General features: G+C 67.8%; 13 protein-coding genes and 1 riboswitch. Of the genes, 4 read left to right on the top strand and 9 right to left on the bottom strand.

What is annotated here, in order from left to right:
• The first annotated feature begins 51 nt into the window (after nt 1-51).
• Nucleotides 52-1,383: a CynX/NimT family MFS transporter gene (locus tag BACI348_RS19780; RefSeq protein WP_442858519.1), complete on the top strand. Its 1,332-nt coding sequence runs from the start codon at nt 52-54 to the stop codon at nt 1,381-1,383.
• A gap of 26 nt (nt 1,384-1,409) precedes the next feature.
• Here the strand turns inward: BACI348_RS19780 and BACI348_RS19775 are convergent, their stop codons facing one another.
• Nucleotides 1,410-2,699 carry an MFS transporter gene (locus tag BACI348_RS19775; RefSeq protein WP_159829421.1) on the bottom strand — a complete coding sequence of 430 codons (1,290 nt, stop codon included), beginning with the start codon at nt 2,697-2,699 and terminating at the stop codon, nt 1,410-1,412.
• A gap of 26 nt (nt 2,700-2,725) precedes the next feature.
• The gene (locus tag BACI348_RS19770; protein ID WP_159829419.1) at nt 2,726-3,994 is read right to left on the bottom strand and encodes a M20 metallopeptidase family protein; all 1,269 of its coding nucleotides are present in this window, start codon (nt 3,992-3,994) and stop codon (nt 2,726-2,728) included.
• 133 nt (nt 3,995-4,127) lie between these two features.
• Here BACI348_RS19770 and BACI348_RS19765 point away from each other — a divergent pair, with 133 nt between their 5' ends.
• Together BACI348_RS19765 and BACI348_RS19760 are read left to right on the top strand one after the other, a co-directional pair.
• Nucleotides 4,128-5,159, top strand: a complete 1,032-nt coding sequence (locus BACI348_RS19765; protein ID WP_159829417.1) for an Lrp/AsnC family transcriptional regulator — start codon at nt 4,128-4,130, stop codon at nt 5,157-5,159.
• 84 nt (nt 5,160-5,243) lie between these two features.
• A complete protein-coding gene (locus BACI348_RS19760) occupies nt 5,244-6,644 on the top strand; it encodes an MFS transporter (protein ID WP_159829415.1) in 1,401 nt (466 codons plus the stop codon).
• 68 nt (nt 6,645-6,712) lie between these two features.
• Here BACI348_RS19760 and BACI348_RS19755 read toward each other — a convergent pair whose 3' ends face one another.
• Nucleotides 6,713-7,465, bottom strand: coding sequence for a class I SAM-dependent methyltransferase (locus tag BACI348_RS19755; protein WP_159829413.1), 753 nt, complete (start codon nt 7,463-7,465; stop codon nt 6,713-6,715).
• A 374-nt stretch (nt 7,466-7,839) separates the two neighbouring features.
• On the opposite strand from BACI348_RS19755, the gene BACI348_RS19750 reads away from it, so the two are divergent.
• Nucleotides 7,840-9,732 carry a DEAD/DEAH box helicase gene (locus BACI348_RS19750; protein ID WP_159829411.1) on the top strand — a complete coding sequence of 631 codons (1,893 nt, stop codon included), beginning with the start codon at nt 7,840-7,842 and terminating at the stop codon, nt 9,730-9,732.
• Nucleotides 9,733-9,819: 87 nt separating this feature from the next.
• Here the strand turns inward: BACI348_RS19750 and BACI348_RS19745 are convergent, their stop codons facing one another.
• The 6 genes from BACI348_RS19745 to BACI348_RS19720 all read right to left on the bottom strand — a co-directional run bounded on the left by BACI348_RS19745 (nt 9,820) and on the right by BACI348_RS19720 (nt 13,714).
• Nucleotides 9,820-10,470 carry an MBL fold metallo-hydrolase gene (locus BACI348_RS19745; protein WP_159829409.1) on the bottom strand — a complete coding sequence of 217 codons (651 nt, stop codon included), beginning with the start codon at nt 10,468-10,470 and terminating at the stop codon, nt 9,820-9,822.
• Between the two features lie 35 nt (nt 10,471-10,505).
• Nucleotides 10,506-11,498 carry an aldo/keto reductase gene (locus tag BACI348_RS19740; protein WP_159829407.1) on the bottom strand — a complete coding sequence of 331 codons (993 nt, stop codon included), beginning with the start codon at nt 11,496-11,498 and terminating at the stop codon, nt 10,506-10,508.
• A gap of 69 nt (nt 11,499-11,567) precedes the next feature.
• Nucleotides 11,568-12,194: a nucleoside/nucleotide kinase family protein gene (locus BACI348_RS19735; RefSeq protein ID WP_159829405.1), complete on the bottom strand. Its 627-nt coding sequence runs from the start codon at nt 12,192-12,194 to the stop codon at nt 11,568-11,570.
• A gap of 111 nt (nt 12,195-12,305) precedes the next feature.
• Complete coding sequence (locus tag BACI348_RS19730) at nt 12,306-12,689, bottom strand: DMT family transporter (RefSeq protein ID WP_159829403.1); 384 nt, start codon at nt 12,687-12,689, stop codon at nt 12,306-12,308.
• Entirely contained in the window at nt 12,689-13,012 is a 324-nt protein-coding gene (locus tag BACI348_RS19725) for a DMT family transporter (protein WP_159829401.1), read from the bottom strand. The genes BACI348_RS19730 and BACI348_RS19725 overlap by 1 nt, the downstream gene beginning before the upstream one ends.
• Nucleotides 13,013-13,021: 9 nt before the next feature.
• A riboswitch (guanidine-III (ykkC-III) riboswitch) is annotated at nt 13,022-13,087 on the bottom strand.
• Between the two features lie 96 nt (nt 13,088-13,183).
• Nucleotides 13,184-13,714: a ferritin gene (locus BACI348_RS19720; RefSeq protein WP_159829399.1), complete on the bottom strand. Its 531-nt coding sequence runs from the start codon at nt 13,712-13,714 to the stop codon at nt 13,184-13,186.
• Nucleotide 13,715 lies beyond the last annotated feature (1 nt).

Here is a 13,715-nt window from a genome sequence, read left to right as displayed (position 1 = left end):
TCCTGCTATGTGGATAACTGCGGCCAAAACAACTCCTGCAAGAATGGGCAGGTGACGGAAGCGACAGATGCCAAAGCGAAGAAGCAGCGGCCACGGGAGCCATCAGGGAGGCCCCGGCCGGCGAAACAGGACCGGCCCGGAAACCCGGCCCGCCCGGACAACCTGGTGGACGCCGAGATCGATGAGCTGCCGGCACCGGAACCAACCCGGATGGGAAGCCGAAGGGCCCTCGTTTACCTGGGCCTGTGCCTGGTCCTGGTCGGGCTGAACCTGCGGACGGTCTTCTCCAGTTTCTCGGCCGTGCTTCCCGAGGTCACGGCCCAGGCTGCCTTGCCGGGGTGGGCCGTTGTAGTCCTGACCACCGTCCCGGTGACACTGCTGGGCCTGTTTGCGCCCCTCGCCCCGGTCCTGGCGCGACGGTTCGGCCCTGAGCGGGTCCTGCTCGGTGCCATGGCGGTCCTCACAGCAGGGCTCCTGCTCCGTCCTGCAGGACCGCCGCATTTGCCCGCACTGCTTGCCGGCACCGCTGCCTGCGGCGCCGCCATCGCCCTGTGCAACGTGCTCCTGCCCGGGCTCGTCAAACGCGACTTCCCGCACCGGCTTGGCCTGATGGGCGGCCTGTACACCACAGCCATCTGCGCCTCGGCGGCCCTCGGAGCCGGCTTCACCTACCCTGTCTACACGGCGACGGGGGAGTGGACACGGGCGCTGTGGTTCTGGGCGCTGCCCGCCGCCGTCGTCCTCTTCCTGTTCCTTCCCATAGCGGTCCGGCAACGTGCGGTGCGGCACCAGGTGGCGAAGGACGGCGTCAACGTGTGGCGCTCGCCCGTGGCCTGGCAGGTGACCATTTTCATGGTGCTGCAGGCGATGATGTCCTTCAGCGTGTTCGCATGGCTGGCTCCCATCCTGCGGGAACGTGGCGTGGACGGCGGCACGGCAGGGCTGATCGTCTCCGTGTGTATTGTGCTGCAGATGCTCGGCTCACTGTTCGCGCCCGCGCTCGCTGCAAGGTTCCGGGACCAGCGGGCCATCAACACGGTGGTGGCGCTGATGACTGGCGCCGGCTTCGCCCTGAGTATTTTCGGCCCGCTGGAGCTGGTGTGGGTCTGGGCGGGCCTGTTGGGTCTGGGCCAGGGAAGCCTGACCGCGGTGGCCCTGACCATGATCATGCTGCGGACCCGGGACGGACACACGGCCGCGCACCTGTCTGGGATGATGCAGGGCGTGGGCTACGGCCTCGGTTCAACGGGAACCCTGATGGTGGGCCAGCTGCACCAGGCCACCGGATCGTTCACCACCGCCGGCATCCTGTTCCTTGCGGTGGGGCTGCTCGCGGCTGTCTTCGGGTACCGGGCCGGGCGGAACCGCTTCGTCGGAGAGTGACACTTGGCGCTCCTTAGTTGGGAGAACTAGTGCGTCAGGTCCTTGCCCTTGGTCTCCGGGATGGTGAAGACGAACGCTGCACTCACTACGAGCAGCAGCACGGCGTAGACGTTGAACAGGTCCGGCATGTGGAGGGTGGTGCCCAGCCACTGCTGCAGGTACGGGGCGGTGCCGCCGAACAGTGCCACGCAGATGGAGTACGGGACGCCCACGCCCACGGTACGGATGCTGGTGGGGAACAGTTCGGCGTACACGGCCGGCACAATGGCGGCGCTCGCGGCGATGAAGATCAGCATCACGGACATGCCGACGGCCAGCTGCCAGGCCGAGTCCTTCAGCAGCCAGGTCATGGGGAAATGCATCACCGCAGACCCAATGGCACCGGACCACAGCACCTTCTTGCGGCCGATCCTGTCTGACAGTTTGCCCCACACCGGCAGCGCCGCGATGAACACGATGTTGCCGATCACTCCGGCCCAGAGGGCTTCGCCGCGGTCGATCTTCAGGGCGGTGGTGGCGTAGCTGGGGGCAACAACACCCCAGATGTAATAGATCACCGTGAGCCCGACAGTCAGGCCGATGACCTGCAGCGCCTGCTTGCGGTGGCGGACCACCTGCGGCCAGATCGGAGCGCGCTTCTCGCGGACGGATTCGCTTTCGAAGGCCTCGGTCTCGTGCAGCCGGGACCGCATGATCAGCGCGTACAGCCCCAGCGCCGCGCCGATCAGGAACGGGATCCGCCAGCCCCAGGCGTTCATGGCCTCGGTGCTCAGCGCCATGTTCAGGACCGCGCCCAGGAGCGTGCCGAACAGGATGCCCACCGTGCCCGAGGTATAGATCAGAGTGGCCCAGAAGCCGCGCTTTTCCTTCGGCGCCATTTCGGAGAGATACGTTTGCGACGACGGCAGCTCGCCGCCGTGTGCCAGGCCCTGCACCAGCCGGGCCGCCAGCAGCATCAGGGACGCCCAGGCGCCGACGCTCGCGAACGCGGGGGCGATGCCGATCATCAGGCTGCCCAGGGACGCGAGCCCCACGGCCAGTGTCATGGAGGTTTTGCGGCCCACCCGGTCCCCGATCCAGCCGAAAAGGAAGCCGCCGAAGGGCCGTGCCACAAAGCCCACGGCGAAGATCGCCAGGGTGGACAGGACGGCCGACGCCGGGTCCGCCTTGCTGAACAACTGGCTGGCGATGAAGGGGGTGAAGGTGGCGTAGATCGCCCAGTCGTACCACTCCACGGCATTGCCGATCCCGGTACCAACGATGGTTTTCCGCATGGCAGTACGCGCCGCGCGCTGCGGGTTCACGATAGTGGTCATCTCAGTTCTCTTCCTGGGAGGGTGGATCAGGAGTTGGTGCGGGAGTGCGAAAGGGCGGCCAAACGCTGCATTGCCAGCTCGGCGTAGAGCGCGGCGCCGTCAGCCAGCACGCCGTCGTCGAACGTTGCGTACGGTGAGTGGTTGAACGGGGACGCTGCGTGGTCGGCGCCGCGGGGGACGGCACTGAGGCCGATGAAGGTGCCCGGCACTTCGGCCAGCACCCGGGAGAAGTCCTCCGAACCGCTCAGGGGAGTGGCCCAGCGGGAGAGCCTGGACTCGCCGAACAGCTCCGTGATGACGTTCTCGGCGGTATGGGTTTCGTCCTCGTCCGTGATGGTGAGGGGGTACTCCTGCTGGTAGTCGACGTCGACTTCCAGGCCGTGTGCCGACGCGATGCCCTTCAGCAGCCGCGGAATCGAGTCCATCAGCCTTTCGCGGGAGGCCTCCGAGAAGGTTCGGATGGTGGCTTCGATCCGGGCCGTTTCGGGGATGACGTTGCGCTTGGTGCCGGCGTGGAGGACACCGACGGAGAGCACCACGGGATCGAACATGTTGAACTGCCGGGTGATCATTACCTGCAGTGCGGTGACCATCTCGGCTGCTGCCGTCACGGGATCCTTGGCAGCGTGCGGCGCGGAGCCATGGCCTCCGGCGCCCAGCACGGTGACCACCAGGCCGTCGGAGGCGCTGAGCATCACGCCGGGCTTCGTGGCGAACGTTCCGTGCGGCTCCAGCGAGGAGAACACGTGCATGCCGTAGGCGGCGTCCACGCGGCGGCCGGGGGCGTCCAGGACGCCTTCGCGGATCATGTAGCCGGCGCCGTCGAAGCCTTCCTCGCCGGGCTGGAACATCAGGACCACGTCGCCCGCCAGTTTATGACGGTTCTCGGCCAGCAGGGCGGCGGCGCCGGTCAGCATGGCGGTGTGGAGGTCATGGCCGCAGGCGTGCATGGCACCATCCAGGCGGGAGGTGTAGTCGACGCCGGTCTTCTCCTGGACGGGCAGGCCGTCCATGTCGGCGCGAAGGAGGACCGACGGCGTCACGCGCCGGCCGTGGCCGGCTTCCCCGGGCGCTTCGTCCCCTGAGCCTGCTGTGCCGCCGGTTCCGCGCAGGACCGCCGTGACCGACGTCGTGTCCTTGCCAACGGTGATCTCGTAGGGCAGGCTGTCCAAGGCCTGAAGGACTTTCTCCTGCGTCCGGGGCAGGTTGAGGCCGATTTCCGGTTCCTGGTGCATGGCGTGGCGGAACCGGATCAACTGGGGCTGGAGTTCCCTGGCCGCGGCGGTGATGGTCATTTCTTGCTCCTCCAAAGAATGGGCTGTGTCCAGTGTCCGGTGACTTGGTTCACATTCGTCAGAAGTCCTCGAAAAATGCAGTGCCCGGTTCATGGCCCCACGTTTTGTGCACTGCTGGGGAACAATGGGGATCATGGAACTGAGTGAGGAGGACCTGGCGCTTATCAACGCGCTGGAGATCGCACCAAGGATCAGCTGGGCTGACGCCGGCGAAATCCTGGGCGTCCACGCCACCACCCTTGCCGCCCGGTGGGAACGGGTCCGCGGTGCGGGTGCCGCGTGGGTGACGGCCCACCTGATGGGTGACCCCAAACAAATGTGCCTGGCCCTGGTGGACATCGACTGCGAGATGCACCGCCGTGCCGAGGTGACCGAGGCGCTGGCAGCGGTCCCGGAGATTGTCACCATCGAGGAAGCCGCCAGCAACCGTGACCTCATGCTGACCGTCCTCACGCAGTCCCTCGAGGAGTTCACTACAGCCGTGGCCTCACGGCTCCAGGACATTGAAGGACTGCTGAAATACCAGACCGCGCTGTGTACCAGGCTGCACTCCGGTGGCTACGCCTGGCGCCTGAATGTTCTGGACCGCGCCCAGGTCGCGGCGCTGCAGGCCAAGGCAGGCCCGGAGGCGGCAGGATCCGCGCCCCCGGAAGCCGTCGTCGAGCCCCTGCCTGGAAGCCATCAGGCCCTGCTGCCCTTCCTGGCAAAGGACGGGCGGGCGACGGCGGCCGACATTGCCCGTGCGCTGGGCCGCCACCCTGCCACCGTCCAGCGGCAGCTGAACCGCGTCCTCGCCAGCAGGGTCCTCTCCTTCCGCTGCGAAGTGGCGCAAAAGTTCTCAGGCTATCCCGTCACCTGCCAGTGGTTCGCCAATGTTCCGCCAGGGCGGCATGAGGCTGCGGCCGCCGAACTCCGGGGCCTCCGCAACGTCCGGCTCAGCGCCTCCACCACCGGCCGCACCAACTTCGTGATCGTCATGTGGCTGCAGTCGCTGGCCGATGTGATGAGCGCCGAGCTGGCCCTGCAGCAGCGGATCCCGGGAATCGACCTCGTGGAGAGCGTGGTGATGCTCAGTACCGTCAAACGGGTGGGCTGGATGCTGAACCGGGACTCCACCGCCACGGGGCGCGTCATCGTCCCGGCCGCGGTGGCAAGCGCGGGGTAGGTTCCGGCAAGCGCCGGGCAGGCCTGTCGGGCCCTGCGGCTATGCTGTGGAACACGTCAATCAGCAACCGATCGGCCCAACAGCGTGCGCGACACAACCCTTCCACCGGCAGACACCCGGTCCGGCATCCTGCACCGGCCGTACCTGTGGGTGACCATCGGCACGTGCGCGCTGGTGTTCCTGGCCGCGTTCGAATCCCTTGCGGTGACCACCATCATGCCGGTGGTGAGCCGGGAACTGCGCGGCGCCGACCTCTACGCCCTTGCGTTCGCCGGACCGCTGGCCACCGGAGTCATCGGCATGGTTGCGGCCGGCAACTGGTCCGACCGCCGTGGCCCCACCGTTCCCCTCTACAGCTCGGTGGTGCTGTTCGTGGCGGGCCTGCTGATTGCGGGCACCGCCGTCTCCATGCCGCTGCTGGTGGCAGGCCGGCTGGTGCAGGGGCTCGGGGGCGGTGCCCTGACGGTGGCGCTGTACGTCCTTGTGGCCCGTATCTACCCGGGGGTGCTGCACCCGAAGATCTTCGCCGCATTCTCCGCAGCCTGGGTGATCCCGTCCTTGGTGGGGCCGTTCGCTGCCGGAATCGTGGCGCAGGCGTTCAGCTGGCACTGGGTGTTCCTGGGGGTGGTGGGCCTGGTCATTCCTGCGCTGGTGATGATCGTTCCGGTGCTGCGCAACCTGGCACCCGTCCAAGGGCAGGGCAGTGCCGGGGACAAACCGCCCACCCCATGGGCCCCGCGGCGGATCGCCTGGGCCAGCCTGGCCGCACTTGCCGTGCTCGGCCTTAATCTCTCGCGGGAGGCCCGCCTCCCGGCATTCCCTGCGGCGCCGGCGCTCCTGGCGGTGGCCGCCGTCGTGATTGCCCTGGTGGCCGTGCGGCCATTGGTGCCGCGGGGTACGCTCGCCGCCCGCCGCGGCCTGCCCAGCGTGATCCTGGTGCGCGGGCTCGCCTCTGCCGGGTTCTTTGGCGCGGAGGTCTACCTGCCATACCTGCTGATCGAGCAGTATGCCTTCCAGCCCACTTTCGCGGGCCTCACCCTCACCGGCGGCGCACTCGCCTGGGCTGGCGCCGCGGCAGTCCAGGGGCGGCTCGGCCCCCGGTTGTCCCACCGCGGTGCCGTCCGGATCGGCTCCGTGATGGTCCTCGGGGCTGTACTCCTCGCACTGGCGACCGCCGCGCTGCACTGGCCGCCCGCCGTCGTGATTGCCGGCTGGATCCTCGCGGGCGGCGGGATGGGCCTGCTGTACCCGCGCCTGAGCGTGATGACACTGGCCCTCTCCACTAAGGAGAACGAGGGCTTCAACAGCTCGGCCATGTCCATCTCGGACTCGCTGGGCGGTGCGCTGGCGCTGGCCACCACAGGCATCGTCTTCACGGCATTTACGACGACGGCGGCATCCTTCGCCGGGGTCTTTCTGCTGACCGCTGTGCTCGCCGCAGCCGCGGTGGCCGTTGCGCCCCGGGTCACCACCAAAACCCCCTGAGTTTTTGTCCACGTATGCAGACTTGGAGGCCCTTGAAATCTGCACAAATGGACAAAATCCCTTGGGAATCAGGCAAGGCGGGTGGCGCGCAGAACCACGTCCGCGATGGTGGCCTGTTCGCCCTCCGGTCCGGTCACCGGCCGTTCCCGGCTGGTCTGCACTTCCAACTGCCACCCGGGGCCGTCCAGTTCCAGCTCCCCGACCAGTTCATCAGCCGTGTAAAACATGTTGTGGTGGGCGTGGGCCCCTCCCCACGGCGGCAACCGGTCCGGGTGATGGCCCACCACCAGCAGAGTGCCGCCGGGTTTCACGGCCGACGCCGCAGCGCGAAGCGGCCCCTGCCAGGCCAGCTCTTGGGAATGGAGGAACTGCGAGGTCACCAGGTCATACAAGTCCGCGGGCTGCCACTGCTCCAGGTCGGCCTGCTGCCAATGGATCCGGCTGGCGATGGCCCCCTCGGCCGCGTGCACGCTTTCCCGCGCCAGGGCCGCCTTCTCGTGTCCCTGCGCCCGTTCCAGCGCGACGGCGGAAACGTCGACGGCGGTGACGGTCCAGCCGTGCTGGGCAAGCCAGATCGCGTCCGCCCCTTCGCCGCAGCCAAGGTCCAGCGCATGTCCCGGCCGGAGTCCGCCGGCCTCCCGCACGAACTGCGGGTTCGGCTTGCCGCTCCAGATCTGGGGCTTGCTGCGGTACCGCTCATCCCACAGGGCGGCCGCGTCCCTGATTCCCTGACCATCCGCGGAGTCGGCGTGCCCCGGGAGGCGGGGGCCGCCGTCGTGCGTTGCCTGGTGTTCATGCTGGTGGGCCGCGTGTTCCGTCATGCCTCAACCCTGCCCTGCGGCAACAGTGTTTGCAACGCCCAACCAGCCAGCGCCAAGTGTCGCTTCGGAGCTCGAAACGACACCTGGCGCTACCTGCCTGGGTGGGGGAGGACAAGGGGAACTGGCGCGGGATGGTAGACTGGTGAAACTTGATGTGCAGTGATGCCCATGTGCCCCTTCATTTAGGGGACAGGGCTTTTTTCATGTGAGAGGCACATCCTGCGTCGATGAACGCGTTCCATTTGGTCCCGGCCGCCGCTTTGCATAAGCGGCACAGGCTGGTTGATCACCTGACTTTTCTTCGGCGAACCCCCTGGCCCAACCGGCGCCGGGGGCCGATATCCGCACGGATACCGCCTGAAAGACCTTTGACTTTGACTACTTTTGCTGCCCTCGGCACGCCCAAGGCCCTCGCCGACACCCTCACCGCCCAGGGAATCGAAACTCCGTTCCCCATCCAGGTGAAGACCCTCCCCGACACCCTTGCAGGACGCGACGTCCTGGGCCGCGGCCGCACCGGCTCCGGCAAGACCATCGCGTTCGCCATCCCGCTGGTGGCACGCCTGGCCGAGCGTGAAGCCCCGTACTTCCGCAAGCCCGGCCGCCCCATGGGCCTGGTGCTGGCACCCACCCGTGAACTGGCCACCCAGATCAACGCCACCATCGAGCCGCTGGCCAAGGCCGCCGGCCTGAACACCACCGTGATCTACGGCGGCATCTCCCAAGCGCGCCAGGAGAAGGCCCTGCGCGCCGGCGTCGACATTGTTATTGCCTGCCCGGGCCGCCTGGAGGACCTGATCCGCCAGCGCATCCTCACCCTCGAGGCCGTGGAAATCACCGTCCTGGACGAGGCCGACCACATGGCCGACCTCGGCTTCCTGCCCGTGGTGAAGAAGCTGATGGACATGACCCCCAGCCAGGGCCAGCGCCTGCTCTTCTCCGCCACCCTGGACAACGGTGTGGACAAGATCGTCCAGCGCTACCTGTCCAACCCGCTCACCCACTCGGTGGACGATCCGCAGGCAGCGGTCACCACCATGGAGCACCACGTCCTGGTGGTCAACGACCAGACCGTCAAGAAGCAGCTGATCGTGGAGCTCGCCTCCGGAGCCGGCCGCCGCGTCCTCTTTATGCGGACCAAGCACCACGCCCGCAAACTCGCCAAGACGCTGACCGACGCCGGGATCCCCGCCGTGGACCTGCACGGCAACCTCTCGCAGAACGCCCGTGACCGCAACCTCGCCGAGTTCTCTTCCGGCGACGTCCGCGTCCTTGTGGCCACCGACGTCGCCGCCCGTGGTGTGCACGTGGACGACGTCGAACTGGTCATCCACGTTGATCCGCCCACCGAGCACAAGGCGTACCTGCACCGTTCAGGCCGTACCGCCCGTGCAGGTTCCGATGGCACCGTTGTGACCATCACACTGCCCGAACAGCAGACCGACGTGAAGAAGCTGATGAAGGCCGCCGGTGTGGACGTGAGCTTCGAGCGCGTCACCGCCACCTCTCCCATTGTGGGCGAGCTTGTGGGTGAAATCGCGGACAAGGTTGACCCGCGGACCCGCGCCGCGCTCCTGGCAGCCAAGGCTTCCAAGCAGGGCGGCGGCACCTCCACCGGAGCCAATGCCGAGCGCAAGCGCGCCCGCCGCCAGGCTTCGCCTTCGGCCGGCGGACGTGGCGGCCGTGGTGGACGCGGCAAGGTGGGGGCCGAGCCCGTCCGCACCGACGTTCCCCGCGCCGAGCGCCGCGCCGCAGCATTCGAAGGCCGCACGGAAGCCCGCGCAGCGTTCGACCGCGTTGCCGAGCAGAACGAGGACCGCGCCATTGCCGCAGCGGCTGCCCGCCGCAACGCCCGTGGCCGCGGCACCGCTTCCAGCCACCGCAACGACGTTCCCGCGGCAGGTGGCCGTGCATCGGCCGGCCGCGGTTCGGACGGCCGCGCTGCTGAAGGCCGGGGCGACTCCCGCATCACCCGCAGTGACGCCCCGCGCGGTGGCACTGGCCGTCCCGCCTCCTCCGGCGGCCAGCGCAGCGGCCGCCCCGCAACCGGGCAGCGCGCAGCGGCAGGTGCCGGTGGCCGTTCAGGTGGCCAGCGCTCCGCGGCTGCGGGTGCAACCGGCGGCAACAAGGCTGTCTGGTCCTCCAACACCGGAGGAACCTCCGGCGGATCCTACAGCGCAGGCAACGGCGGCGGCTCCGGCCGTCCCGCCCGCAGCGGCCCGCGCCGCGCCTCCGCTCCGGCGTCGAACGAACGCCGCAGCCGCTGAACAGCACCAACAGGTGTTGACGGGCTCTACCCCGGTGGTTGAGCCCGTCAAAACCGGGTTTCCCTCAGCGCTGCCGGCTTGGGCCAGTTACCAGCCGCGGGCGCGCCATTCCTCCAGGTGCGGCCGCTCGGCCCCCAGGGTTGTCGGTTTGCCGTGGCCCGGGTGCACGATGGCTGAATCCGGGTAGGCGTCAAACAGCCGCGCGGTCACGTCGTCCAAAAGCTGGTTGAACCGCTCGGGATCCTGCTGCGTGTTGCCCACCCCGCCGGGGAACAGGGAGTCGCCGGAGAAGATGTGCGCCGGACCCTCGGGATCCTCGTACACAAAGGCGATCGAACCGGGTGTGTGGCCGCGCAGGTGCACAGCCGTCAGGTCAAAGCCGTCGAAGTTGCCAACGTCGCCGTGACTAAGCTGCACGTCCACCCGAACCGGCAACGCCCCGGCGTCGTCCGTTCCGGCAGCGGTACGCGCCCCCGTAACCTTCACCAGTTCCTCCAGCGCCCGGACGTGGTCCCAGTGCTGGTGGGTGGTGGCGATCAGGGCCAGGTTAGGCGCGGCTGACGTATCACCGGCGCCGTCCTGCAGCAGCTGCTGGATGGCCGGAAGGTCGTCCGCGGCGTCGATCAGCACCTGTGCACCGCTGGCTTTGGCGGTGAGCAGGTACACGTTGTTGTCCATCCCGCTGACCGAAATCCGGCGGATGGTCAGCGCTGGCAGGTCGTAAAGAAGTGAGTCCATAGGCTTCAGTCTAGGGACGCTTTTTCCGCCGCCGGTTACTCGCGGCCTTCAGACACCCAGTTGGGATCCGCCGAGCGGGAGCCGACGACGGCGTCCGAGGCCTGGTCCAAAGCGTCCAGTTGTGCCCGGGTCAGGTCCAACGCCAGCGCGCCAAGGTTTTCGTCGATCCGGTGCCGCTTGCGGGTGCCGGGGATCGGGACGACGGGCAGGCCCAGCCGTTTGCCCTGGGCGAGCAGCCAGGCCAGGGCAACCTGGGCGGGGGTCGCATCCAGCTCGCCGGCCACGGCCCGGACGGTTTCCACCACTGCCTGGTTGGCCCTGGCCGCGTCCGGGGCGAAGCGGGGGATCCTGCGTCGGAAGTCCTTCTCGCCCAGGCTCGTTGCGTCAACGGTGCCGGTGAGGAATCCCCGGCCCAGCGGCGAGTACGGCACAAAACCCACCCCCAGGGCCGCCGCGGCAGGAACAACGTTGCGTTCCACGTCGCGGCTCCAGATGGACCATTCGCTCTGGACCGCCGCAATGGGGTGGACGGCGGAGGCTTCCTCGAGCTCCTGGGCCGTGACTTCGGACAATCCCAGGTGCCTGATCTTGCCCTGCTGCACAAGCCCCGCCATGGCCTCCACGGTTTCCACAATCGGAACGCGGAGGTCACGGCGGTGCATGTAGTAAAGGTCGATCACGTCCGTGCCCAGCCGCTGCAGGCTGCGGTCCACGGCCTGCCGGACATGCCCGGCGTCGCCGCGGATGTCCGTGTACCCGTCCGCGGGCGAGCCCACCAGGCCGAACTTGGTGGCCAGCTGGACTTCGTCCCGCCGCTCCTTCAGCAGCCGGGCGATCAGTTCCTCGTTGCTGCCTCCGCCGTAGATGTCCGCGGTGTCAATAAAGCTGACACCGGAGTCGACGGCGTGGTGCAGCGTCCGGAGCGCATCCTCAGGATCAACCTCCCCATAGACCGGGGTAAGCGCCATACCGCCGAAGCCGAGAGGGCTGACGACGAGGCCGTCGCCGAGCCGAACCGTTGCTGTCATGACCGTGCTCCCATCGTTGCGGTTGTCCAAGCCAAGAACCCCGTCCCGGGCTGCGCTATTCCAGCCGTCCTAGTCCCAGGGGATGATCCGGTCCGCCGCGGGCCGGGTGGCCTGGATCAGCACCGCATTGGCTTCATCCGGGCCGTTGGCCCAGGCTTCGGCGGCAGTCCGGCCCATCCCGAAGGACACGTGCCGGTCCACCAGGCGGCGCAGCCGCAGGGCAGGGGGTGTGTCTACAAACCACACCTCGTCCACCTGTGCCCTGATGTCCTTCCAGGGTTCCTGCTCCACCAGCAGGTAGTTGCCTTCCGTGATCACCAACGGCACCTCGGCAGGGACCGCAATGGACGCTGCAACGGGTTCATCGAGAGTGCGCCGGAACTCCGGTGCGTAGACCACTGGCTCGTCCCGGCGCACCAGGCGCCGCAGCAGCGAAAGGTACCCGCCGGCGTCGAAGGTATCAATGGCACCCTTGCGCTGCCGCAGCGGCGTGCCGTCAATGATGGCGTTGCCCAGGTGGAAGCCGTCCATGGGCACTACTACGGCCGCGCCGGGCGGGAACTGTTGCTGGATCCATGCCGCGAAGGTGGATTTTCCGGAACCCGGCGCCCCGGTAATCCCCAGGATGGTGCGGGTTCCCGGCACCAGCCTGGCGCGGAGGGTGTCCATCGCCTCGTTGATCTCGGGGGAGTCCATGACCAAAGCCTAGACCGGCCGCTGGGTCTCCCCACCTTTTGCCGGGCAGGGGTGGGGTACGACGGCGTTTTGCCGGGACACGCCGTCGGCCTGCCTTATAGGTGGGGAGATTCAGCGGGTGGAAGCGGACGTGGCGGCAGGTTCGGCCTCCCGGGCAGGAGCACGCGAAGGCAAAGCCTTCAACCCCGCCGCACACCCCACAATCCCGGCGATAAACACAACCTTCAGCACGCTGAACGGCTCCGCTCCGGTGGCCATCGCCCAGCCCACGGTCAACGCTGCACCAATCCCGACCCACACGGCATAAGCAGTGCCCAGCGGGATACTGCGGATCGCCATGCCCAGGCCCAGCATGCTGAGGGTCGCCGTCACCGCGAAAACCACGGTGGGCAGGGGCTCCGTGAAACCGTCGGACAAACCGAGGGCCGTTGCCCAGACAGCTTCAAGGACGGCCGAGGCCAGGAGGATCAGCCAGGGAATTGAACGCCGCAGCATCACGCCACCACCTTCAGGCCAACCACGCACACGGCGATCCCGGACAGCAGGAGGAGCCGCGCCGCCGTCGGGCGCTCCACCTTGGTGAGGATGGCGTAGGCGGACGTCAGCACCACGCCCACGCCCACCCACACGGCGTAGGCCGTACCGGTGGGAATGGACTGCATGGCGATGGCCAGGCCACCGGTGCTGGCCGCAACCGAAACCAGGAACAGCAAAGCGGGGGCAAGCCGGCGCCGGCCGGAAGCCTGGAACGCCCGGTGCAGGGCTGCTGCCCAGACGGCTTCAAGGGCCCCGGAGAGAATGAGGATTAACCACGACATGACAGATCCTTTGGCCAGTCTTGTCGCGTGCCGGGTACTGAACCGTCGTCCGGAGGCCCCGCCGCGGAGCCTTGCTTTCCAGCGTAGCAACGCCCGGCGCGGGGCGGCCAAAGATGGTGCCCAACCTCACCACCACCGCCCGACCACCCACCTGGTTGGGCACGGAGGAAGTTAGAGCGCGCCGCCGGCAGCTTCGGGGGCCGAGGCGTCGCGGCCGCCGTCGCCGATGGTCTCCCGGGCGATGAAGTTCTCGATATCGAACAGGTTGTCCGCACGCTCGGCAATGTTCAGCAGCGTGGTCATGGAGGCAACTTCCTCCACCTGCTCCTTGAGGAACCAGAGCATAAACTGCTCACCCAGGGCGTCGTTCTCGCCGCGTGCGGCGCGGAACAGGTCCTCGATGTTCTTGGTGACTTCTTTTTCCTGCTGCAGGGCAAGAGCCAGCGGCTCGGTGACGGAGGCGAAGTCGTTGCGGACGGCCGGAACACCCGGGATGGTGAACGCAATGTTCCGGTCCAGCATGTACTGCACCATCATCATGGCGTGGTTCCGCTCTTCCACGGACTGCCGGTAAAAGTAGCGGGCCAGCTGGGGGAGGTCCTGGTTGGCGAACCAGGTGGCCACCGCAATGTACTGCTGCGATGCCGTGAATTCGTTGCCGATCTGGGTGGACAGGAGCGCATTGAACGATGTTGTGGTCATA

Origin of the sequence: Arthrobacter sp. 9AX, assembly GCF_902506095.1 — a bacterium.
In the GTDB taxonomy this organism is placed as follows: Bacteria; Actinomycetota; Actinomycetes; order Actinomycetales; family Micrococcaceae; genus Arthrobacter.
This window is presented reverse-complemented; position numbering and strand designations above follow the sequence as displayed.

Excerpts from the sequence above, each read along its gene's own strand:
- BACI348_RS19720 (WP_159829399.1), bottom strand. The coding sequence starts at position 13,714 with ATGACCACAACATCGTTCAATGCGCTCCTGTCCACCCAGATCGGCAAC.
- BACI348_RS19755 (WP_159829413.1), bottom strand. The coding sequence starts at position 7,465 with ATGACGGAACACGCGGCCCACCAGCATGAACACCAGGCAACGCACGAC.
- BACI348_RS19765 (WP_159829417.1), top strand. The coding sequence starts at position 4,128 with ATGGAACTGAGTGAGGAGGACCTGGCGCTTATCAACGCGCTGGAGATC.
- BACI348_RS19740 (WP_159829407.1), bottom strand. The coding sequence starts at position 11,498 with ATGACAGCAACGGTTCGGCTCGGCGACGGCCTCGTCGTCAGCCCTCTC.
- BACI348_RS19730 (WP_159829403.1), bottom strand. The coding sequence starts at position 12,689 with ATGCTGCGGCGTTCAATTCCCTGGCTGATCCTCCTGGCCTCGGCCGTC.
- BACI348_RS19745 (WP_159829409.1), bottom strand. The coding sequence starts at position 10,470 with ATGGACTCACTTCTTTACGACCTGCCAGCGCTGACCATCCGCCGGATT.
- BACI348_RS19735 (WP_159829405.1), bottom strand. The coding sequence starts at position 12,194 with ATGGACTCCCCCGAGATCAACGAGGCGATGGACACCCTCCGCGCCAGG.
- BACI348_RS19775 (WP_159829421.1), bottom strand. The coding sequence starts at position 2,699 with ATGACCACTATCGTGAACCCGCAGCGCGCGGCGCGTACTGCCATGCGG.
- BACI348_RS19770 (WP_159829419.1), bottom strand. The coding sequence starts at position 3,994 with ATGACCATCACCGCCGCGGCCAGGGAACTCCAGCCCCAGTTGATCCGG.
- BACI348_RS19725 (WP_159829401.1), bottom strand. The coding sequence starts at position 13,012 with ATGTCGTGGTTAATCCTCATTCTCTCCGGGGCCCTTGAAGCCGTCTGG.